The sequence below is a fragment of the Bhargavaea beijingensis genome, from assembly GCF_900101985.1.
Lineage (GTDB): Bacteria > Bacillota > Bacilli > Bacillales_A > Planococcaceae > Bhargavaea > Bhargavaea beijingensis.
Genome location: NZ_FNAR01000023.1, coordinates 17,821 through 39,781, shown reverse-complemented (window position 1 = coordinate 39,781; position 21,961 = coordinate 17,821). Strand labels below are relative to the sequence as shown.

Below are 21,961 nucleotides of genomic sequence, written 5' to 3'. Positions count from 1 at the left end.
CTGGTTACCCGTAACAGTGTAGATAATCTCATAGACACCCGCCGTTATTACAGTGATTTGGGCGGAGTTGTTTGTATGAGTGATCCCTGCGGTCATTGGACCGTTGTTGTTAAAGATGATCGAGTCGCCCTGCTCAACTCTCTGTTCGCCGGTTTTGTAAATATAGGCATATTCGGCAATGCCGCCCGGTGCTCCTGGAGGTCCCGGTTCACCCGGTGTGCCCGGAGGTCCCGGTTCACCCGGTGCTCCCGGAGGTCCCGGTTCACCCGGTGCTCCCGGAGGTCCCGGTTCACCCGGTGCTCCCGGTATTCCCGGATAACCCATCGGTCCGCGCTCGCCTGGCTTACCTGGGGGCCCTGGAGGTCCTGGAGGTCCTGCGGGTCCCCTGAATCCCCGAGGACCCCGGCAACATTTCTTGCAGTGTTCGTGTTCATCACCGCCGCACCCGCAATTCCGTTTGTACATATCTTTCACCTCCCTCCCAAATAGCTTATGCTCCCGGAAAGATAGAGGAAGGGCAATCGCCGGAAAACGGGCGTGGGAAAAAGTCCAAGGCACCTTCCTCAATGAGATTGATTTGCAAGAACGTTCCCGATAAACTGAATAAGATAAAAAGGGAGGATCAGCCATGAAAATCACCAAAGCAACAGTTTACGCAGTCCGATTTCCGCTCAGGGAGCCGTTCATCATTTCCTACGCGACTTATCCGGACATGCCTGCAGTCATTTTGAAGCTCGAGACAGATTCGGGGCTTGTCGGATACGGGGAAGCAGTGACGGACGAGCATGTGACGGGAGAATATTACCTGTCGGCCTATGAAATCCTGAAAAACCTGCTTGTTCCTGCCATCATTGGTGAGAACCCGTTTGACATAGAACGGATCCATCATCGGATGAACGCGGCGCTCATGGGCAATCCGGCTGCAAAAGCTGCAGTTGACATTGCCTGTTATGACCTGATGGGCAAGGCGACGGGACAGCCGGTCTATAATCTGATCGGCGGGCGTGCACATGACCGGATCGAGTATCCGCGCGTGCTCAGCATCGAGGCTCCTGAGATTATGGCGGAAAAAGCGGTCCGGGCAGTGGAGGACGGATATTCCTCGCTTAAGCTGAAAGTCGGTAAAGGGGATGCAATGGAGGATGTCGCTCGGATCAAAGCTGTCCGTAAAGCAGTTGGGCCGGACGTTCCGATCCGTGTGGATGTCAACCAGGGATGGAAGACGCCGGGCACAGCGTCAGCGGCTATCCGCGAACTCGAAGGCGAGAATCTGAAGTGGGTTGAACAGCCGATCCGCATGGGCGATATCCGGGGGCTTGCGGATGTCCGTAAGAAAGTGGCCGTACCGGTCATGGCGGACGAAAGCCTCCATGGCTTGGAAGAGTTCCTGGAGATCGTCCGCCTTGAGGCGGCGGACGTACTGAACATCAAGCTTATGAAATGCGGCGGGATTTATCCGGCAATCCATATCGCCAAGGCGGCGGAGGCCGCCGGAATGCCATGCCAAATCGGCTCGATGGTGGAATCATCTGTGGGATCGGCAGCGGGTTATCACGTTGTTATGAGCCGGGCAAACATTCAGTCCGCCGAATTAACAGGACCGCTCCTCTTCAGCGAAGAAATCGGCGATTTGAAGTACGAACTGCCGCAGGTCATCCTATCCGGCAAGCCGGGCCTCGGCATAGAAGTCGGCGAAGCACAACTTGAAAAATTGACGGAGAAAAAGGAAACGGTGCAGTAAGGGGTTATTGGAAAGGAGAAAATCAGATGGCCAATGGGCCTTCAACAATTGAGAACAAAAAGCGGTGGATACCGCATACATATGCCATTCTTGTCGGGATCATGGTCATCGCAGCGGCGCTGTCCTATATCATTCCGGCAGGTGAGTTTGAGAGAGTTGAACAAGATGGCCGCACTGTGGTCGTTCCCGGTACCTATCAGGAAATAGAACAGCAACCGGTTGGATTCTTTGAATTGTTCAAGGCGATTCCGCAAGGGATGACAGAAGCGTCCAACATTGTCTTTTATATTTTCCTGGTCGGAGGAGCGTTTGGGGTTATCCGGGAGACCGGCGCGATCGAAGCGGGAATCGGCCGGGTTGTCCATAAACTGGAGAACAGGGAGAAACTGTTGATTCCGGTTACGATGTTCATCTTCTCTGTTCTCGGAGCGACAATCGGGATGTCAGAGGAGTCAATCATCTTCGTGCCGATCGGGATCGCGGTCGCCCGGGCGCTCGGGTTCGATGCAATCACGGGAACCGCCATGGTTTCAATGGGGGCGGCCGCCGGATTTGCGGGTGGGATGATGAATCCGTTTACGGTAGGGATCGCCCAATCGATTGCTGAGATTCCAATTTTCTCAGGAATTCTTTTCCGGGCCTCCGCCTACCTCTTTTTCCTTGGATTCGGCATCTGGTTTGTCATGCGCTATGCATCTAAGGTAAAAGCCGATCCGACAAAAAGCGTCATCTATGATCTGGAACAGAAGGCGAAAAAAGAGAGCGTCCGGAACGCAGCAGGGGAATTTGAAGCATTTAATTGGCGGCACGGCATCGTATTCCTTTTTCTGGCAGCCGGACTCTCGATCAATGTTTACGGAGTGTTCGAGTGGGACTGGTTTCTGACTGAATTGACCGCTTCATTCCTTATTATCGGGCTGGCCTCAGGATTGGTCGGGAAACTGGGGATTAACGGGACATTCGAAGCGTTTGTCGATGGCATGAAGGTGATTGCATTTGGTGCCATCATCGTCGGTTTTGCTCGTGCGATCCTCGTCATCATGGAACAGGGATCCATCATCGATACCGTGATCAATGCAATGGCCGGGCTTATCGGAAGCCTTCCGGCGGCATTAAATGCTGCCGGCATGTATGTTGTCCAGGTGATCACCAACTTCTTTATCCCGTCCGGTTCAGGTCAGGCGGCGACGACAATGCCGATCATGACGCCGCTTGCGGACCTTCTTGGCATGGAGCGTCAAGTGGCGGTGCTTGCTTACCAGTACGGCGACGCTATCACGAACTCGATCATTCCGACTTCTGCCTCCCTGATGGGATATTTGGCGGTTGCCGGAATCCCTTACGAGCGGTGGGTCAAATTCGTTTGGAAGCTGGTCCTCGGCTGGCTGCTCATTGCACTGGTGGCACTTGTCGTTGCAGTGCAACTAGGGGTTTCATAATTTACAAAAGGTTGTGCCACCGTGATTGGAGGCACAACCTTTTGTAAGTTAACCGTTCTGTCTTTGTGCTTCGATGAATATCCCTGCAAAAGTCCGTGCGGCCATGGCAAGTGCCGGCTCGTGAAAGTCGAACTTCTCATGGTGGTGTGGATAGGCGGTCCGTCCGTCTTCCACTTTGGCTCCGACGAAGAAATAAGCACCAGGACGATGCTGGAGGTAGTAGGCAAAGTCCTCGGCTGGCATGACCGGATCAATCTCCCGGTACACGCCTTCTCCGAAGACGCTGCCGACTGCCTGCTCGATGAGGCGGACACCTTCACGATGGTTTTTGACTGCATCATAGCCGAATTCCACTGCCGCTTCCGCCGTGCATCCGAGGGCTTTTGCAGTGAATTCCGCTAGTTCCCGGATTCTTTGGGCACCGAGCTTGCGCAGTTCTTCATCAAAGACGCGCATCGTCCCTTCCATCTCAGCGGTCTGAGGGATGACGTTTCCGGCAGAACCGGAGTGGAACTGGCCGATCGAGATGACCAATTCCTTGAGAGGATCCGCATTCCGGCTGACGACCGACTGAAGGGCGGTCATGATATGGGCTGCTGCAAGGATCGGATCATGGCCGTTATGCGGCTCGGCACCATGTGTGCCTTTTCCGGTGACAGTAATATGGATCGTGTTTTCGGCTGCCTGCAAGTAGCCGTCCCGGCTGTATACGTACCCTGCAGGCATGAGGGACTGCAGGTGGGCGCCGAACACCAAGTCAACGCCATCCAGGCAGCCATCTTCAATCATGCCAAGCGCGCCCCCGGGATTCACTTCTTCGGCATGTTGGTGGATGAGGACGATATTGCCTTCGAGCTCATCTTTGAACTCGTTCATCACTTTGGCGAATACGAGGAGGGAAGCGGTGTGACCGTCATGGCCGCATGCATGCATGACACCCGGTACGGTCGATTGGTACGGGGCCCCGGTTGCCTCGTGGATCGGGAGCGCGTCAAAGTCTGCCCGGAACGCAATCGTCTTGCCGGGTTTGCCGCCTCGTATTGTGCCGATGACACCCCGTCCGCCGACATTGCGGCGGACTTCGATTCCCAGTTTTTCCAGGTAGCCGGCGATGAACTCTGGCGTTTTCACTTCTTCAAAACTCAGTTCCGGGTACATATGGAGATGGCGGCGGATTTGGATCATTTCATCCAACGATTCCCGGATCTTCTGATCGATCTTCTTTAGGTCCATGTCAAGCAGCTCCTTCCGGGAATGATTATATCATTGGGAGGAGGGGTGCAGATAAAGGAAAATCCGGAAAGCGGAGCTCGCTTTCCGGATTGAATGGGAATCTGTCAGCTTGTAACAAAATCGCCGCCATCAATGTGGATGGTCTGGCCGGTCATATAGCTGCCGTCCTTGGATGCCAGCAGCACGTAAGCCGGAGCAAGTTCTGCCGGCTGGCCGCGGCGTTTCATCGGGGTGGTCGCACCATGCTGCTCCACTTTCCCTGCATCGAATGTCGCAGGGATGAGCGGAGTCCAGATAGGGCCTGGAGCCACCGCATTCACACGGATGCCCTTATTGGCGATGTTCTGTGCGAACGAGCGCGTAAATGCTGTGATGGCTCCTTTGGTGGAAGAATAGTCAAGCAGGCCCGGCGAGCCGTTGTAGGCCGTGACCGAAGAGGTGTTGATGATGCAGTCGCCTTCCTTCAGGTATGCCATCGATTCACGGGTCAGATAAAAAAGGCCGAAAAAGTTTGTTTCGAACGTTTTCTTCAGCTGGTCGGATGTAATCGCTTCGATATCCTTTTGCGGATACTGAACGCCGGCATTATTGACAAGAATGTTCAATCCGCCAAGCTCATCAGCAACCTGTTTCAGGAGATTGCGGCAATTGTTCTCGTCGCGGATATCTGTCTTGATTTTCATCGCGCGCCTGCCGTATTTTTCAATGTCACGGACTGTCTGCTCCGCATCATCATCTTCAGCATCGGCCAGATAAGCGATGGCAACATCCGCGCCTTCTTTGGCGAATGCCACTGCTACCGCGCGGCCGATGCCGGAGTCGCCGCCTGTGACAAGGGCTACCTTGCCTTCCAGCTTGCCGGACCCTTTGTATTCGGGATCATCATAAATCGGCTCCGGTTTCATCTCCGATTCGACGCCGGGCTGACTGTGCTGGGACTGAGGCCCTACTTGCTGGTCTGCTTTTTCATACTCGTCACCGTTGCTCTGATTGTTTGTCATGCTGTCGCCTCCTTGATTCTTTTCCGGGTTCAGGTTCCGTCCGTATCGAATCGGATGCCGTTTTGGCTGCACCATTCATTCAGGACCTTTTGCCTGGACATCTCCCGGTAATTTTTCCACTCGTGCAGCAACTCTTCGTTTTTCAGGATCTCCTCAAACTCTTCGACAGGCCGGTTATGGGCGAAGATTTCTCCGATCTTCTCCTGCAGGTCCGGCCTTTCCTGCAGACTATGGGTGAATGCCACCCTCATCTGCTGTTCGGCCGTGTCATCAAAACGGGGAAGCTCGATACAGCGCGGCTGGCCATGAGCGACCTCATGCTGGATGACTTGCCCGGTTTCCCGGTCAAACCAGGAAGGCTTTCCGTCATGGGCTGCTTTATGCAGGTCGCGGTATGCGATGCGATTGTGCTCCATCCGCCGATCCCTTCCTTTCCTGACTTCTCTTTTCGTATACCCTGCAGCCACCCGGAGAAAACCGCTGTGCCGGTATGGGTACAAAGAAGGTGGGAAGGGTGGTACAATGAGGAGATGGAAGATGCAGATAGACGAAAAGGAATGATGATCGTGGTTAAACGCAATGATCCGTGCCCTTGCGGCAGCGGAAAGAAATATAAGAAATGCCATGGCCGTGCGGAAAGCGGCACTCATCTGCTCGCGGAACAGGAATTAAAGCGAATCATGGCAGATTACATAAGCAGCACGCCTGCCACCGCCAATGACCGCGCAGAATTGTCGCTGCTCGTGAAGAAATGGATGTCCAGGCTCGGGGGGCTCATGAAGGCCGGCGCGATTGAGGGCGCGGCATACGAACATTACGCGTTCAATATCCGCCGTGATTTATGGCATCAGCACCTGGACCGATCTGCCTCCACTGCCAGGGAGGAAGTGAAGCGAGTTCTGGAATCGTGGAATGAGCCATTCGTCATGTTTGCGGAACTGGCCGGAACAGAGGACGGCCACCTGGTCTTGAAGGATGTGTTCGGGGAAGGCAGATGGGCGATGGCAGATCATGAACGGCTAGCCGCGCCTGAAGGGACCATCCTGTTCGGCACGGTTCTTGCGGATCCCCGCGTAAGGGAAGATGCCGTCCAGCCGGTATCCACGCTTTACTCGATCCCACCGCAAAATGCAGCCGTTGCGGACCGGATCAGCGCCTTTGCCGATTCTCTCGGCGTAAAGGCGGATGCCACTTTTCTCGGATCCTGCCTGCTTGAGATTTTCGCCATTCTGCACACCCCTGCGGAAGAGGCAGGACAACAGGCGGATGCAGAGGAACCGAGAGAGCGGGAGGAACAGTCCGGACGGGCAGCAAGAGAAGCCGCAGCATCTAAGGAATCGCCAGAAACAGTGGACCCAGTACGGCCCGCTGAAGATGGGGACGTCGCAGACCTGACGGATGGGCAGCGCAATGCGGTGGCCTTGCTGATGACGGAACTGGAGTCAGACGGGCTTGGCCATAGCGGCAAAGAAAGCCTGAGAAGTTCGGTCATCCGCTATTTCCGAGAGGAAAACCCAATCGTCCGGAAACCCGGCGGTATCGTGGCCGGCCTTTATCTCGCCGCACAGGAAGAGAACCTTCTTCAGGGTGAAGCGTTCACCCCAAAAGAAGTGGCCAAGCGTTTTGGCGTATCGGAAGGCACTGCCCAGAAATACGCTGCAGCTTTCTCCGGACGCCTGAATTAATCAATCTGCCAAAAACGGACCTGTCGGTATCCGACAAGTCCGTCTTTTATTCGTGTCATGAATAGAGTCCGCTGCGACCGGCAGGCATGAAGATTGAAAATCAGGGAAGTCTGTTATAATAGGCTCCCCTGAACGTAAGATGATGGAATGAAAGGGTGTAGGCAACACGATGGCATCAAATTACATCAAGAGGAAAGTCACGAAGATCGGAAACAGCCATGGGGTGACGCTGCCCTTGAAAGTTATGGAACACCTTCAACTCGAACCGGGCGATGAAGTGTTGTTTGAAATCGGGAAAGACGGACGCGTAGCTCTCGACAAACATGAAGAATTGTCGGTGCCGGAAGACAGAGGCGATGGCTACCGGCTTCTGATGGACAACTATGAGAAGTCATTCCGCAACATGAAGAAACTCCAGAACCCCTAATAAGATGTTTTACGTACACAAAACCGGCCTCCAGCATGGGAAGGCCGGTTTTGTCCTGTTTTTTGAGCACTTTTATTTGCCGCCGAGAAGATCGAACAGTCCGCCGGCGACGCTGCCTTCACCTTTTGATTCGCCCGGTGTGTAGGGGGCGGCTGCAAAGACGCGGCTCGCAAGCCGCGAGAACGGAAGGGACTGGACCCACACTTTTCCGGGTCCCCGGAGTGTTGCAAAGAACAGCCCCTCGCCGCCGAACAGGGCCGTCTTGACGCCTTTGACGGTTTCGATGTTGTAGTCAACGTCGTGCGTCATTGCCACGAAACAGCCGGTGTCAACCCGCAGGATTTCCCCCGGTGTCAGGTTCTTTTCATGAATGGTTCCGCCCGCGTGGATAAATGCCATGCCATCGCCTTCAAGCTTTTGCATGATGAAGCCTTCGCCGCCGAAGAATCCGGTGCCGAGCCTGCGCTGGAACTCCACCCCGATGGAGACGCCCTTGGCTGCGGCCAGGAAGGCATCCTTCTGGCAGATGATTTTGCCGCCTTCCTGGCTGAGATCGATAGGGATGATCTTGCCCGGATAAGGGGAAGCGAACGAAACATGATTCTTCCCTGTACCTGTGTTCGTGAATGTCGTCATGAACAGGCTCTCCCCGGTAATCAGCCGCTTGCCGGCACCCTTGAGTTTGCCGAACAGGCCGCCGCCTCCGCCTGATCCGTCTCCGAAAACGGTCTCCATTGCGATGCCGTCCTCCATCATCATCAGGCTTCCTGCTTCTGCGATAACTGTTTCGGAAGGATCCAATTCCACTTCCACGAATTGCATGTCATCCCCATGCAGGACATAGTCGATCTCATGATTGTTCATCTTTTCATCCCCGCTTCCTGTTTGATAGTCAGGAATACGATGAACAGCGCAGGATGGTTTCATCTAATTTCGTCAGGTGCAAGAAGCCGCCAGAGTGCGGACATGACGGTCCGGACTTCCGATTCATTCGGAAGGCCGTCAAACAGTCTGCGAAAGGGAACTGCAACGGTTTTCAGAAGAGCAGTGCGTGGCCTTTCCTCGGATAGCTCCCCGGAAAGGAAAACAGCAAATTCCCTGCCGGTTTCCCGGCGTTCAGATGGCAGGGTGTCTGCAAGACGCAACAGGTCCGCCGCGACACCCCGAGGTGAGGGGAGAGTCGGAGAGTCGGCACTGAGAACGAACTGTCCGGCTTCCAGCAGATGCTCATCAGTTTCCGCCATATCTTTGAGCAGCGCTTCAGTCCGCTTGGTGACGAAAAGGATGCGATTGGAAAGCTCTTCGGTGGAGGTGATGTCCGGCGCGAACTGAAGATATTGGCCGAGCATGCCGAAATGCATGAGCGCGGCGTCGGCGGCAAAAGGACGGGATTGCTCTCCGTACACATCCGTGAGTCGCCGTTCAAGCCATGCCAGTTCCGATAGATGGACAGCCTTCATGTAGTTTCTCAGGTCCGGATCTCCGGAATGGAGAATGGCCTCATATAAGCGGATAATTTTCTGCTCCCGGTTCATCTGCAGACGCACCAGGATTTGGTCGGCAAGCAGGCCGGGACCGTCCTGTCTGCCCGCGGCGAGTTCTTCGCGGAGGACAGAGGAATTTTCTGTCGAGTCCTCGATGATGGAGATCAGGCATTCATTTTTAGAGTTAAAGTAGTTATAAAACGTTCCTTTCGAGATGCCGGCCTCATCCAGGATATTCTGGATGGAGGTGTTGGCGAACCCATTTTCCAGGAACAGCCGCTTGGCGGCATTCAGCACGTGCTGTTTCCGTTCGTTCAAAGCATTCACCTTTCTGTATGCCAACGTCTTGAAAACGTTTTTATACCATTGGTCTAAATTGAATTATAATTGATTTGTCTGTGCTTCTCAATTTTTTATGCCAAATCGAGACTTAACTGTTGAAATGATTGTACCGACGGTATAAAATAGTTTTCACGCGATTTTATTCGGACTGCGGAACAAGTGGATCGCTTTGAACGGAGGAATGAAAATTGAATGAGCAACAACTCCACGCCAAACCCCCGTATGCGATGATTGCGGTCCTCTTTTTCGGGGCGTTTGTTGCGTTTTTGAACAATACGCTGCTGAACGTGGCACTTCCGGTCATCATGGTCGAATTCCAGGTGAACCCGGCACAGGTGCAGTGGCTGACGACCGGCTATATGCTCATGAACGGGATTTTGATCCCGGCGAGCGCGTTCTTTATCCAAAGGTTCACAAACCGGAGCCTCTTCCTGACAGCGATGACGCTGTTCACGGTCGGTACGCTGACGGCAGCACTTGCGCCTTCATTTATCGTGCTGGTCATCGCCCGGATGATACAGGCATCCGGTTCCGCCATGATGATGCCGCTTTTGATGAACGTCATGCTCGTCGCTTTTCCGGTGGAAAAGCGGGGAACCGCAATGGGCTATCTTGGTCTTGTCATGATCACCGCGCCGGCAATCGGCCCGACTTTGTCCGGCTGGATTGTTGAGCAGTACTCATGGCGCGTGCTTTTCTGGATGGTCTTGCCGTTTGCAATACTCGTCATCCTGATCGCCTTCTTTAAGCTGAAGAACATCATGGAGACTCGGGATGTCCGGCTGGATGTCCTGTCGATCATCCTGTCGAGCCTCGGATTTGGCGGGCTGCTCTACGGATTCAGCATGGCAGGCGATAAAGGGTGGGCTCATCCGCAGGTTTACCTCACCATCATTATTGGAGCAATCGCCCTCACTGCCTTTATCCGCCGGCAGCTGAGCATGCCGGTTCCGATGCTGGAATTCCGGATTTATAAGCATCCGATGTTCACTCTTTCGACGGTCATCTTGGTCGTGCTATCCATCGCGATGTTCTCGGGGATGCTGCTCACTCCGATCTACGTACAGAACGTACGGGGGATATCGCCGTTACATTCGGGCCTTCTCATGCTTCCTGGCGCAGTCATCATGGGAATCATGTCGCCGATCACCGGGCGGCTGTTTGATAAGTACGGACCGCGCACACTCGCGATCTCCGGCCTGCTCATCACGACGGTGACGACATTCATGCTGAGCCGTCTGGAAATCGATTCGGGCTACTACTATATCATGGCCGTGTATACGGTCCGCATGTTCGGGATGTCGATGGTCAACATGCCGATCATGACGAACGGGCTGAACCAGCTGCCGATGCAGATGAACCCTCATGGCACCGCGATGAACAATACGCTCCAGCAGGTGTCAGGGGCGATCGGTTCCGCGTTTCTCATGACGGTCATGAACAAGCGAACAGAATCCGAAACCGCTTCTCTGATGGGGGATGCTGCAGGACTAACGGGTGCGGATGCAGCGGCAGCCAAGGCCCGCATCGCCCAGGAAGCGCTTCTCCACGGCGTCAATTTCGCTTACTTTGTTTGTACCGTCATCGTTTTCATCGCGCTCATCCTGACGTTCTTCGTCAAGCGGGTCGTTCCTCCGATGGCACAGGCGGAGGCCATGAAGGCGGCAGGCGGAAATCCTGTCAGGGGCGGGAAGCCGGCTCATACTCCCCGTCCCGAATGAATAAGATGAATCCGCAGGCAATTGCCTGCGGGTTTTTTGATTTCTGCGGACTGACATGAAATAAAAAATTAGCATGAATAATTCAAAAATTCTGGAAGGAATCCGGCTGAAGTTGTCGAAAAAGGACAATGAAAGCGGTTTCAATAAAGGTTTGGGAAAGGGGAGCTTGGACATGAAGCTAAATAACTACATCAACGGATCCTGGCAGGAAGGCGGCGGAGCCGATTATACGGCGGTCGTGAACCCTGCAAACGGGGAGACGTTATGTGAGGTAAAGCTTTCCGGAAAATCCGATGTGGACGAAGCGGTAAAGGCTGCAAAGCGGGCACAGAAAGAATGGGCACTTGTTCCGGCACCAAAACGGGCGGATTACCTTTATGAAATCGGCCGCCTCATGAAAGAGCGCAAGGAGCATCTTGCACAGGTGCTTACGAAAGAAATGGGCAAGGTGATCGAAGAAGGGCGCGGCGAAGTCCAGGAAGGAATTGACATGGCGTTTTACATGGCCGGCGAGGGGCGCCGCCTGTTCGGGGAGACCGTCCCGTCAGAACTGCAGGACAAGTTCGCCATGAGCGTGCGGGCACCGATCGGAGTCGTCGGCCTGATCACGCCGTGGAACTTCCCGGTCGCCATCGCGACGTGGAAGTCGTTCCCGGCAATTGTCGCAGGGAATACATTCATCTGGAAGCCGGCAACCGAAACACCGATGATGGCTTATGAAATGGCGAAGATTTTTGAAGAAGTCGGTTTGCCGCCGGGGGTGGCGAACGTCGTGTTCGGAAGCGGGGGAGAAGTTGGAACAGCGATGATCGAGCATCCCGATATCCGTGTCATCTCGTTTACGGGGTCGACGGAAACCGGACGCCGTGTCGCGGAACTCGGAGGACGCCATCTGAAGAAAGTATCGCTTGAAATGGGCGGCAAAAACGCGGTCATCGTGATGGATGATGCCGACCTCGATCTTGCTGTTGAAGGCATTTTATGGAGCGCCTTCGGTACGGCCGGACAGCGATGCACGGCATGCAGCCGGGTCATCGTCCACCGGGATGTGAAAAAAGAGCTGGAACAGCGTCTGCTAGAACAGATGAAAAGCCTCACCATTGGCGACGGCCTCGATGAGTCGGTAAAGGTGGGACCGGTCATCAATGCAGCCGCACTCGAGAAAATCCACGGGTATGTGGAGATCGGACAACAGGAAGGCGCAAAGCTGCTTGCAGGCGGCCGGGTTCTCGAAGACGAAGGGCAGAAAGGCGGATATTACTACGAGCCGACCCTCTTCACCGACGTGAAGTGGGACAGCAGGATAGCCCAGGAGGAGATTTTTGGCCCGGTCATCTCGCTTATTGAGGTGGGCAGCCTGGATGAAGCGATTGAAGTGAACAATAGTGTGACATACGGGCTGTCAAGCTCGATTTTCACACGGGATGTCAATCAGGCATTCCGTGCCCAGCGAGACCTGGACACGGGAATCGTCTATGTGAATGCGGGAACGACCGGGGCAGAAATCCACCTGCCGTTCGGAGGCACGAAAGGGACCGGCAACGGCCACCGGGACTCGGGGGTGGCCGCGCTCGATGTCTTCACCGAATGGAAGAGCATCTACGTGGACTACAGCGGCAAACTGCAGCGGGCACAGATCGATACAGAATAAGCCAGGCGAAAGGGGAGAGCAGAATGAAAGTAGTCGTACTCGGAGCAGGACTGATGGGAAAGGAAGCTGCAAGGGATCTTGTCAAAAGCGATAGGGTGGAGAAAGTATGGCTTACGGACCTGGATGTCCGGCAGGCAGAAGACTTCGCAGCGAAGCTGATGTCGGACAAGATGGACATCCTGAGGCTGGATGCGACGGATGATGCCCAGCTTAAGGAAGTTATGTCCCTTGGCGATGTCGTCATCAACGCGCTGTTTTATACATTCAACGAGAAAGTCGCCCGAACGGCGATTGCGGCCGGCGTACATTGCGTCGACCTTGGTGGCCACATCGGCGGTGCCACCGATGCAGTCCTCGACCTTTCAACAGAGGCAGAGAAAAAGGGCGTCACCCTGATTCCGGATTTGGGCGTTGCACCGGGCATGATCAATATTTTGTCCGGCTATGGAGCTGGCAAGCTCGACAAGGCAGAGTCGATCCGGCTGTTTGTCGGAGGGATTCCGGTCGAACCGGAACCGCCGCTTAATTACAACATCGTCTTTTCCCTGGAAGGGGTCTTTGACCATTACACGGACCCGTCTCTCGTCATCCGGGAAGGCGAAGTAAAAGAAGTGCCATCCCTGAGCGAGATCGAGATGGTCCGGTTCGACGGCTACGGTGAGCTTGAGGCGTTCCATACATCCGGCGGCACGTCGACGCTGTCAAAGTCATTCCCGCACCTGGACACCCTCGAATACAAGACAATCCGATATCAGGGGCATGCCGAAAAGTTCCAACTGCTCGTCGACCTCGGTCTGCTGTCGCGCGATTCCGAAGTGACGGTCGGCGGACAGCAGGTGAAAGTCCGTGAGGTGGTGAAGGAGCACCTGACGCCAAAGCTACGGCTCGGGGACAAGAAGGATGCGGTTCTTCTCCGTGTCATCGTGAAAGGGACCAAAGACGGGGAAGAGGCGTATTACGAGTATGACATGATTACCGAGAAGGATCCGCAGGCCAACGTAACTGCAATGGCCCGTGCGACAGCGAACACCATTTCTGTTGTCGCCCAGATGATCGGCGGCGGGACGATCAAAAAGCGTGGCGTCCATCCGCCGGAAGTGATCGTGCCGGGTGATGCCTATATCAAAGAAATGAAGAAGCGCGGCGTGAACATTATCGAGACGTCGTCCGAGACGGCGGCAACGGTTTAAGCGGGGACGGAAAGGAGAGGGGACAATGGATTTCCGGTTCACGGATGAGCAGGATTTGCTCCGTAAGACAGCAAGAAAGTTCACGGATGATGAAATCGTGCCGAATATCTCCAAGTGGGATACGGAAGGCAAGTTCGACCCGGTGATATGGAAGCGCCTTGCCGATCTCGGGTTCATGGGCGTCTGCATCCCGGAAAAATACGGGGGGAGCGGAATGGACTACAACGCCCTTGCCATCCTGTGCGAGGAACTGGAGCGCGGCGACACAACCTTCCGTACTGCCGTTTCCGTCCACACCGGATTAAACTCGATGTCGCTCCTGCAGTGGGGCACAGAGGAGCAGAAACAGAAGTACCTTGTTCCTCAGGCGAAGGGGGAGAAAATCGGCGCATTCGGGCTGACCGAGCCCGGCGCCGGATCGGACGTCGCGGCAATGTCGTCGACAGCCGTGCGTGACGGCGAACACTATGTGCTGAACGGGCAGAAGACATGGATTTCGCTATGCGACCAGGCGGATCATTTCCTCGTGTTTGCCTATACCGACAAGGCGAAAAAACACCACGGCATCACTGCTTTTATCGTCGAGCGGACGATGCCCGGTATTTCATCAAAAGCGATCAAGAATAAATACGGCATCCGGGCGGGGAACACGGGTGAACTGTTTTTTGAAAATGTCCGCATCCCGGTGGAGAACCGGCTCGGGGAAGAAGGCGAGGGCTTCAAAATCGCCATGGCCTCGCTCGATAACGGACGCTTCACCGTCGCGGCAGGAGCTGTCGGGCTGATCCGGGCCTGCCTCGAGGCTAGTGTGAAATATTGCCATGAACGGGAGACGTTCGGCAAGCCGATCGGAAAGCACCAGCTGGTCCAGCAGATGATCGCCAACATGGAAGCGGGCTACCAGATGAGCCGGTTGCTCGTGTATCGTGCGGGAGAACTGAAAAACCGGGGCGTGCGGAACACGCGTGCGACGTCATTGGCCAAGTGGCAGGCGTGTGACTTTGCGAACCAAGCAGCGGACGACGCCTTCCAGATCCACGGTGCCTACGGCTATTCGGATGACTACCCGGTCGCCAGGTATCTGCGGAACTCCAAGGCGCCTGTCATCTACGAGGGCACCCGTGAAATTCACACGATTATGCAGGCGGAATATGTGCTTGGCTACCGCCAGGAAAAACCGCTCAACAAGATGCTGCCGGCATGGACGCCGGGTGAATAAGTGAGGCAAGCCCCGCCGGGAACGGCGGGGCTTTGCTTATGACGTCATCACTTTGGGTGCCAATAGGATTTGTGTACGAAATTCTTGAAAGCATTGGGGGGTTGCTTAACATTTGAGGTTCGCAAGCCCGACTGATTTGTTTGCGCGAATGAATTAAAAGAAATATAGCCCAACGGAGATGACAATGCCGGACAGTACCAGGACGAATACGCAATACCCCATGATGTCTTTTGCCTTCAGCCCAGCAATAGCCAATGCCGGAAGCGCCCAGAACGGCTGGATCAGGTTTGTCCAGGCGTCTCCCCAGGCGATGCTCATCGCGGTCTTCGCATAATCGACCCCGAGCGCCTGAGCGGCATCCAGCATGATCGGTGCCTGGACCGCCCACTGTCCGCCGCCTGAGGGCACAAAGAAGTTGACGATGCCGGCAGCATAGAATGAGAACAGCGGGAATGTCTGCTCGTTCGAGATGGACACGAATGCATCCGAAATGACGCCGGCAAGCCCGGATGACGTCATCATGCCCATGATGCCCGCGTAAAACGGAAATTGGATGATGATGCCGCCGGAGGTCTTCACGGCATTGGCCACAGCGGCGAGGAACCGGCGGGGTGTGCCGTGGAGGATAATGCCGAGAATCAGGAAAATGAGGTTGACGACGTTCAAGTTCAAATCAAAACCGTTTCGCACAAAGTGGTGAACCAGGTAAATGAGACCAAGCGCCCCGATCAGCAATGAAAGAATCACGCTGTCTTCCAGCCGGGATGCCGGTGTCTTTTCGGTCGGTTCTTCCACTTCGATCGGATCTTCAAGCTTGGCGGGATCGACGGTTACCGTATCTTCCGGCTTCGGCATCATCCAGCGGTTCAGAAGCGGAATCGTGATGAGCAAGACCAGGACAATGAACAGGTTATACGTCGTGAATAGGGTATCCGCTGTGGAGATCACGCCGATCTGTCCGGCAAACGGATGATCTGGTGTGGCGATGGATAGCGGAATCGATCCGCCCAGGCCGCCATGCCAGACAACGAAACCCGCGTAGGCACTTGCCACAAGCAGGCGGTAGTCAACGTTTGCCACTTTCTTCGCAATTTCCTTCGCGAACAGTGCGCCGATCACCAGGCCGAATCCCCAGTTGATCCAGCTGGCGATGATGGAAACGACCGATACGAGGAGGATGGCGGCTCCCGGTGATCTGGCAAGTCCGGCAAGCGAACTGAGCAATCGCTTGAAAAACGGGCTGTTGGCCAGCACATGTCCCGCGACAAGCACAATGACCATCTGCATGGTAAAAGCCAGAAGCCCCCAGAATCCGTCTCCCCAATAATCGACCATTTCGACCGGTCCTGTGTCGGTCAGGCCGAGCCCAAGAAGAAACACGACCAATGTAAGGACCGCGACAAAGATGTATGGATCCGGCAGAAAACGCTCCATGAGCGTATTCGAGAATCTCGTTAATGTTTTCAATGATTGTTCCCCCTTGTCGAAAGTTGTTGAACATCCCCCATACCAATTTAGACGAAGACGATGGATATTGCCAGACTATTTTTTATAGTATGTGATACTAACTTTCCGCATGAGAATAGATGTAACCATTTACGGATGTATTCAGACTAATGGCAAAAGGAGGGGCCATCATGCAAAAGGGAAAAAAAGCGGCGTGGTTCGGGCTTGCCGTTCTGCTGGTCGTCGCCGGGATTGCGGGCATCCGGGCTGCTGATCGGCAGGAGCTGGGTGTGCGTGCGGATGCAAGCGTAGTCAGCGGAGAGCCATGGCGCGCATCATTTACGGCAGAACTTTCGGAGGACGCTGTTGAAAGCGGGGCACTGAAAGTCACGGACAAAGACGGAAATCCTGCCGATGGAACCATGCGGCTTTCAGGCGGCCTACTGGAAGTGGAGGGACTAAAGCCCGGCCGCTACCTTCTCCACGTTTCCGGAGCGGCATTCGGTAAACGCGCACAGGGCGGGGGAGAGACGGTTTCATTCACGGTAAGAGAAGGCATCGCGCCTGTCAGTTCGCTCGAGGAACTTGAGGAACACTTCCGGCTCATCGCCGAACATCAGAAGAGGGAGATTGAGCAGGAAAGAGGAGAGGTCTCTATAGAAACGTCGGCAACATCAGAGGACAGCGCAGCGGGACCAGACGGAGGTGCGGGCCACTCGGTGACCAACAATCAGGTATCGGGGATTGACGAAGGGGACATCGTCAAGACAGACGGTGATTTTCTTTACGCGACCACCGAGGGAGCGCTGGTGAAAATCTATGATATCCGGAATGAAGGAAAACCTGAGTTGATCGCAACAGTTAAAGGGGAGGATAGCTTCCAGCCGCTTGAACTGTATTTGTCCGGAAATCTCCTGGCGGTGGTCGGCCACCAGTACCAGGCAACGGGTGGAGTGATCGGCGGACCGGCAGAAATCGTACCGGCGGATAGCAGTGCAGTCGGGGTACGCCTGTACAATGTCGAAAATCCTGCCAACCCCACACTCGCCCGGGAATACGGGAATGAAGGCTGGCATGTGTCGTCCAGGTTAAACGGCAATATTCTCTACCTGGTCTCCTCGATGACACCGATTTACCGGATCATGGAGCAAGAAGGGGATGTCCGGCCGTACCAGTATGACAGCGCCCGGTTAGACACAGTCGGACCGATGGACACGGACTCCATTACAATCCTGCCGGGACCTGCCGGTGATTCCTATACGCTCATCACCGCCATCGATCTGGGAGGCGGAGCGGATGCTTCCATCAAGACCGAAGGGTTCGTCGGCAGCGGAGGCGGGGTGTACATGTCACAGGAAAACCTGTATCTGGCGTCCGCAGAACATCATGCGAATCTGTTTGCACACGAGGAAACAACGGGCCGGCCGCCGGAATCATACACGAAACTGTTCAAGTATGCGCTTGACGGCACGAAAGTGACCTTCACTGCCACCGGAGAAGTGCGGGGAACGCCGCTCAATCAGTTCTCAATGGACGAATATGACGGCCACTTCCGCATTGCAGTCACCGACGGCAACATGTGGGATGAACGCCGGCCGTCCGAGTCGGCGGTTTATGTTCTCGATTCAGAGCTGAAAGAAACGGGTTCAGTGACGGGATTGGCAAAGGGGGAGCGAATCTATTCCGCCCGATTCATGGGGGAACGCGCGTATGTGGTGACGTTCCGCGAAACCGACCCGCTTTTCGCGATCGATCTGGCGGATCCGGCCGCACCGGCCGTGCTCGGCGAATTGAAAATCCCGGGCTTCAGCAACTATCTCCATCCGATCGGCGACCGCTATCTGATCGGATTCGGTCAGGAAACGGTGACCGTGAAGGGAGAAGGGCCAGAGCCCCAGATTCTCACTGCGGGAATGAAAATTTCACTCTTCGATGTTTCCGACAGGGCTTCTCCAAAGGAAGTTGATGTGGAAGTGATCGGGGGCAGAGGGACGTATTCCGAGCTTCAATACGATCACAAAGCGCTGTTTGAGCATCAGGAAGGCGGCCTGTACGGATTTCCGGTGGATCTCTACGAGGGGACGGCGGAAAGCGAAGAGGTGCGATTCAGCGGTAGCGGCGCAATGATTTACGAAATCACCCCCGAAAACGGCATCCGCCTGCAGGGAAAATTCATTTCCGAGGACGGGGTCGATCAGGGGTATCCGGATTATGAGCAGAGGATTCTGAGAATTGTTTATGCAGGCGATACCGTCTACACCGTGTCTCCCGATGAGGTGGCAGCCTACTCGATGGATGGGTTCCGGCCGCTCGGCACGTCATCCGACTGATTCCTCCGTTGAGTTTTCGACCTGTTTCCGCTACGATGAGATTCAGTAAATCGGACGGCGGTGAGAAAATGAACGATTCAAGGGAAGAGATGGGGATCGACGCCTGCCTGCTCGCGGGAAGGCTGATGATGGAAGCAGGGGCCGAAACCTATCGTGCCGACGACACAATGAAGAGGATGGCTGCTTCTCTCGATATGCACGGCGCCGACTCGTTCACCACCTCGACCGGAATCATTTTCTCTCCGGGCGGACAGCGCAGGGTGAAGCTGACGAGTATCCGGCGACGGGCGACGGACCTCGAGAAAATTGCCCGGGTCAATGCCATCTCCAGGTTGCTGTCATCGGGGGAAATATCGCTGGAAGAAGCGTACAGGGAACTGAAAAAGACTGAGAACGGCAACTTCATGTTTCCGTTCTGGCTACAGGTGATGGCTGCCGCTGTTGCCAGCGCCAGTTTCCTCGTCCTCTTTGGCGGTGACTGGAAGAATATGATCTTTGCAATCATAGCCGGGGGCGCAGGCTTTGCGGTGTCGGAAAAGTTCCATGAACGGACAAGGGTGAAGTTCTTTTCGGAATTCACCGGTTCCGCCATGATCGGACTGATCTCCCTCGCTGCCGTCGGTTCGGGGGGCGGGAGCCAGTTGGACATCATCATCATTGCGTCTGTCATGCCCCTCGTACCGGGTCTTCTGATCACTAATGCCATCCGCGACCTTATGTCAGGCCACTTCATGTCGGGAATCTCCAAAGGAATGGAAGCTTTCTTGACAGCCTTTGCAATCGGATCCGGCATCGCGATGGTCTTATCGTTCCAGGGGGTGGGGATGTGACGTATGTCATTCATGGAGTCTTCAGTTTTCTTGCGACGGCGATGTTCGGCATCATATTCAATTCGCCGAGGAACCGGCTGCTGCATTGTGGATTTGTCGGCGCAGTCGGCTGGTTGGTGTTTTTCTCTTCACGTGACTTGCTGCTGGAAGGGGATGCCGTAAAAGCTTCTTTTATAGGGGCATTTGCCGTGGCGATTGTTGCCCATCTGTTTTCCAAGAGATACCGGACCCCGATGATCATCTTCAGCGTGGCCGGCATCATCCCGCTTGTACCAGGCGGGACGGCCTACAACACGATGCGCAACGTCATGGAGAAAAGTTATGATGCCGCCAACGCTCACGCCATGGAGGTGCTCATGATTTCCGGAGCGATTGCGATGGGACTCGTGTTTGCTGAAGTGATCATCCAGTTGGTCTTTAATAATCGGAAAACAGCATAAGCAAAAAAAGCCGCACCCGGTTGCAAACCGGGGGCGGCTTTTGGGATGACGGTCATTGTTGGGACTGGAGGCGTTCGGTCAGCTGGGTTGCGGTCATCGGCCGGCCTGTATAGTAACCCTGGACCGCATCGCAGCCGCTTTGTTCAAGTGCCTTCCAGACAGCTTCTTCCTCGACGCCTTCCGCGACAACAGTGAGGCCAAGTGAATGGCCGAAACGCACAAGTCCGTCGACGATTTTGCCGACTTTGGTGTTGGCGGGGAAGGAGGCGATGAACTCCTCGCCGATTTTGATTTTGGAGAGAGGCACGGTCTGCATGTACCGGAAAGAAGCCGAGCCGGTACCGAAGTCATCCAGCGCGAGGGATACGCCTTCTTCTTGGAGAGCCTTAAGCTGGTGCATGATTGCTTCCTCGGCTTCAGCCTCGAAGGCGAACCGCTCGGTGATTTCGAGTTCCAGCAGGGTGGCCGGGCAGCCTGTCCTCGCCAGAATGGCGCGGACCCTGGCGGTCATTTCACCGTTGCGGAATTCCCGTACAGAGGAGTTGCAGCTAACCCGGATGCCGATTCCCTGATCCTTCCAGTAAACGGCCTGACGGCAGGCGGCTTCGATCATGACTTCGCCGAGCGCGCCGATCAGGCCGCAGTCTTCCGCGACAGGGATCAGCTCGGCGGGGCTGACCGCTCCGAGATCACGGTCTTCCCAACGGACCAGGGCTTCTGCGGCAATGACTTTTCCGGTCTTCATGTCAACCTGTGGCTGGAAGACCGGCATGATGGCGCCATCCTCAAGCGCTTTGGGAAGCTTTTGCTCGATCCTGAGCCTGCGCGCCACGGCCCGCTGCTCCGACTTCGGCAAGGAGGCGATATGGTTTCCGCCCTCCATCCGGACGCGGTGCCGGGCCATTGAGGAAGCGCTCAGCAGGTGCTTGAACGACTGCTGGTCGTCAGGGTATTTCGCAATGCCGCCGCTGACGCGGATCTGGAGGCCGGTCAGCTCCGAACGGATCGGATGCTCGTCCAGGAAGCTTAGGAACCCTTCGGCAAACCAACTGCCGAGCGGGGTAAGGACTGCAAATTCATTCATGCCGATCCTTGCATACAGGCTGTTGCGGAAGTAGATTTTCATGCTCCGGACAAACTCTTGGAGAATCCGTTTTTCCGCATCCTGGTCCCCGGGTTCCATGAGCGTATGGAAGTTTTCGATTGACAGGAAGACGAAAGTGAAGGGGCGGTCCTCCGCAATCAGGCGCTCTGCTTCATCAGAAAGCTTATGGCGGTTCATGAGGCCGGTATCAGGATCCACATAGGCAATCTCCTCGAGCTTCCTTTGCAACTCCCGTTCTTCCGTCCGATCCGTTTCCAGCATAAGCGTAAAGAGCAGGCTGCCGTTCGAGAAGACGGGCACGGCGGTCAGCATGACGTGGTACGGCGTGCCGTCTTTCGCCGTCTGCTCCACATCACCCTGCCACGGCCGGCCGGCCCGGATGCGCCGCCAGATTTTCACGGCGTTCGCCTTGCCTTCGCGGGTATCGGGAAACATCACACGGAACGGTTTTCCGAGCACTCGCTTTGGTGTCCAGCCGCTTTTTTCAAGAAATCTGGTGTTGGCTTCAAGAATGAGCCCCTCGGCATCAATCTTGTAAATCATAAATTTCTTGTCCAGCCCGGCAAGCAGGCTTTCATAGGCTGTTTCCTGTTGCAATGTGACTGGGCTCTTTTCAAGCTCTCGATTGTCTTTCAACGCACTCCGACCTCCCGAAAAAGCAGGTTGTATTTATCCAA

At 55.2% G+C, this 21,961-nt stretch carries 18 protein-coding genes and 1 pseudogene; 11 read left to right on the top strand and 8 right to left on the bottom strand.

Going from position 1 to position 21,961, the window contains the following annotated elements; all coding sequences use genetic code 11:
- Positions 1-324: pseudogene (locus BLT01_RS13085) on the bottom strand (BclA C-terminal domain-containing protein); the annotation flags it as partial.
- 304 nt (positions 325-628) lie between these two features.
- Here BLT01_RS13085 and BLT01_RS13080 point away from each other — a divergent pair.
- Both BLT01_RS13080 and BLT01_RS13075 read left to right on the top strand, forming a co-directional pair.
- Positions 629-1,741: a mandelate racemase/muconate lactonizing enzyme family protein gene (locus tag BLT01_RS13080; protein ID WP_092098486.1), complete on the top strand. Its 1,113-nt coding sequence runs from the start codon at positions 629-631 to the stop codon at positions 1,739-1,741.
- Positions 1,742-1,767: 26 nt separating this feature from the next.
- Positions 1,768-3,180, top strand: coding sequence for a YfcC family protein (locus BLT01_RS13075; protein ID WP_092098485.1), 1,413 nt, complete (start codon positions 1,768-1,770; stop codon positions 3,178-3,180).
- A 48-nt stretch (positions 3,181-3,228) separates the two neighbouring features.
- Here the strand turns inward: BLT01_RS13075 and BLT01_RS13070 are convergent, their stop codons facing one another.
- From BLT01_RS13070 to BLT01_RS15335, 3 genes are all read right to left on the bottom strand, one after another.
- Positions 3,229-4,413, bottom strand: coding sequence for a M20 metallopeptidase family protein (locus BLT01_RS13070; protein ID WP_092098483.1), 1,185 nt, complete (start codon positions 4,411-4,413; stop codon positions 3,229-3,231).
- Positions 4,414-4,517: 104 nt separating this feature from the next.
- Entirely contained in the window at positions 4,518-5,414 is an 897-nt protein-coding gene (locus BLT01_RS13065; protein ID WP_092098492.1) for an SDR family oxidoreductase, read from the bottom strand.
- A 29-nt stretch (positions 5,415-5,443) separates the two neighbouring features.
- Complete coding sequence (locus tag BLT01_RS15335; RefSeq protein ID WP_218123203.1) at positions 5,444-5,830, bottom strand: UPF0158 family protein; 387 nt, start codon at positions 5,828-5,830, stop codon at positions 5,444-5,446.
- A 150-nt stretch (positions 5,831-5,980) separates the two neighbouring features.
- Between BLT01_RS15335 and BLT01_RS15085 the strand changes: the two genes are divergently transcribed.
- The gene (locus BLT01_RS15085; RefSeq protein ID WP_218123202.1) at positions 5,981-7,099 is read left to right on the top strand and encodes an SEC-C domain-containing protein; all 1,119 of its coding nucleotides are present in this window, start codon (positions 5,981-5,983) and stop codon (positions 7,097-7,099) included.
- A gap of 169 nt (positions 7,100-7,268) precedes the next feature.
- A complete protein-coding gene (locus BLT01_RS13055) occupies positions 7,269-7,526 on the top strand; it encodes an AbrB/MazE/SpoVT family DNA-binding domain-containing protein (RefSeq protein ID WP_092098481.1) in 258 nt (85 codons plus the stop codon).
- A gap of 72 nt (positions 7,527-7,598) precedes the next feature.
- On the opposite strand, the gene BLT01_RS13050 is transcribed toward BLT01_RS13055, so the two are convergent.
- On the bottom strand, positions 7,599-8,390 hold the full coding sequence (locus tag BLT01_RS13050) for a TIGR00266 family protein (protein WP_092098479.1): 792 nt from the start codon (positions 8,388-8,390) through the stop codon (positions 7,599-7,601).
- Between the two features lie 59 nt (positions 8,391-8,449).
- On the bottom strand, positions 8,450-9,328 hold the full coding sequence (locus tag BLT01_RS13045) for a TetR/AcrR family transcriptional regulator (RefSeq protein WP_176765159.1): 879 nt from the start codon (positions 9,326-9,328) through the stop codon (positions 8,450-8,452).
- Between the two features lie 212 nt (positions 9,329-9,540).
- On the opposite strand from BLT01_RS13045, the gene BLT01_RS13040 reads away from it, so the two are divergent.
- The 4 genes from BLT01_RS13040 (at position 9,541) to BLT01_RS13025 (ending at position 15,133) form a co-directional block, all read left to right on the top strand.
- Positions 9,541-11,073: a DHA2 family efflux MFS transporter permease subunit gene (locus BLT01_RS13040; RefSeq protein WP_092098475.1), complete on the top strand. Its 1,533-nt coding sequence runs from the start codon at positions 9,541-9,543 to the stop codon at positions 11,071-11,073.
- Between the two features lie 172 nt (positions 11,074-11,245).
- The gene (locus BLT01_RS13035; protein ID WP_092098490.1) at positions 11,246-12,724 is read left to right on the top strand and encodes an aldehyde dehydrogenase family protein; all 1,479 of its coding nucleotides are present in this window, start codon (positions 11,246-11,248) and stop codon (positions 12,722-12,724) included.
- A 23-nt stretch (positions 12,725-12,747) separates the two neighbouring features.
- Positions 12,748-13,914, top strand: a complete 1,167-nt coding sequence (locus BLT01_RS13030) for a saccharopine dehydrogenase family protein (protein WP_092098473.1) — start codon at positions 12,748-12,750, stop codon at positions 13,912-13,914.
- 25 nt (positions 13,915-13,939) lie between these two features.
- Positions 13,940-15,133 (top strand): acyl-CoA dehydrogenase family protein, encoded by a 1,194-nt coding sequence (locus BLT01_RS13025; protein ID WP_092098471.1) that lies wholly within the window; start codon positions 13,940-13,942, stop codon positions 15,131-15,133.
- Positions 15,134-15,286: 153 nt separating this feature from the next.
- Here BLT01_RS13025 and BLT01_RS13020 read toward each other — a convergent pair whose 3' ends face one another.
- Positions 15,287-16,600, bottom strand: coding sequence for a short-chain fatty acid transporter (locus BLT01_RS13020; RefSeq protein ID WP_092098469.1), 1,314 nt, complete (start codon positions 16,598-16,600; stop codon positions 15,287-15,289).
- 170 nt (positions 16,601-16,770) lie between these two features.
- On the opposite strand from BLT01_RS13020, the gene BLT01_RS13015 reads away from it, so the two are divergent.
- The 3 genes from BLT01_RS13015 (at position 16,771) to BLT01_RS13005 (ending at position 20,179) form a co-directional block, all read left to right on the top strand.
- Positions 16,771-18,909: a beta-propeller domain-containing protein gene (locus BLT01_RS13015; RefSeq protein WP_176765158.1), complete on the top strand. Its 2,139-nt coding sequence runs from the start codon at positions 16,771-16,773 to the stop codon at positions 18,907-18,909.
- A 68-nt stretch (positions 18,910-18,977) separates the two neighbouring features.
- Positions 18,978-19,739: a threonine/serine exporter family protein gene (locus BLT01_RS13010; protein ID WP_092098465.1), complete on the top strand. Its 762-nt coding sequence runs from the start codon at positions 18,978-18,980 to the stop codon at positions 19,737-19,739.
- On the top strand, positions 19,736-20,179 hold the full coding sequence (locus BLT01_RS13005; RefSeq protein WP_092098463.1) for a threonine/serine exporter family protein: 444 nt from the start codon (positions 19,736-19,738) through the stop codon (positions 20,177-20,179). The genes BLT01_RS13010 and BLT01_RS13005 overlap by 4 nt, the downstream gene beginning before the upstream one ends.
- Before the next feature lie 52 nt (positions 20,180-20,231).
- Here the strand turns inward: BLT01_RS13005 and BLT01_RS13000 are convergent, their stop codons facing one another.
- Positions 20,232-21,920: a putative bifunctional diguanylate cyclase/phosphodiesterase gene (locus BLT01_RS13000; RefSeq protein ID WP_092098460.1), complete on the bottom strand. Its 1,689-nt coding sequence runs from the start codon at positions 21,918-21,920 to the stop codon at positions 20,232-20,234.
- Between the last annotated feature and the right edge of the window lie 41 nt (positions 21,921-21,961).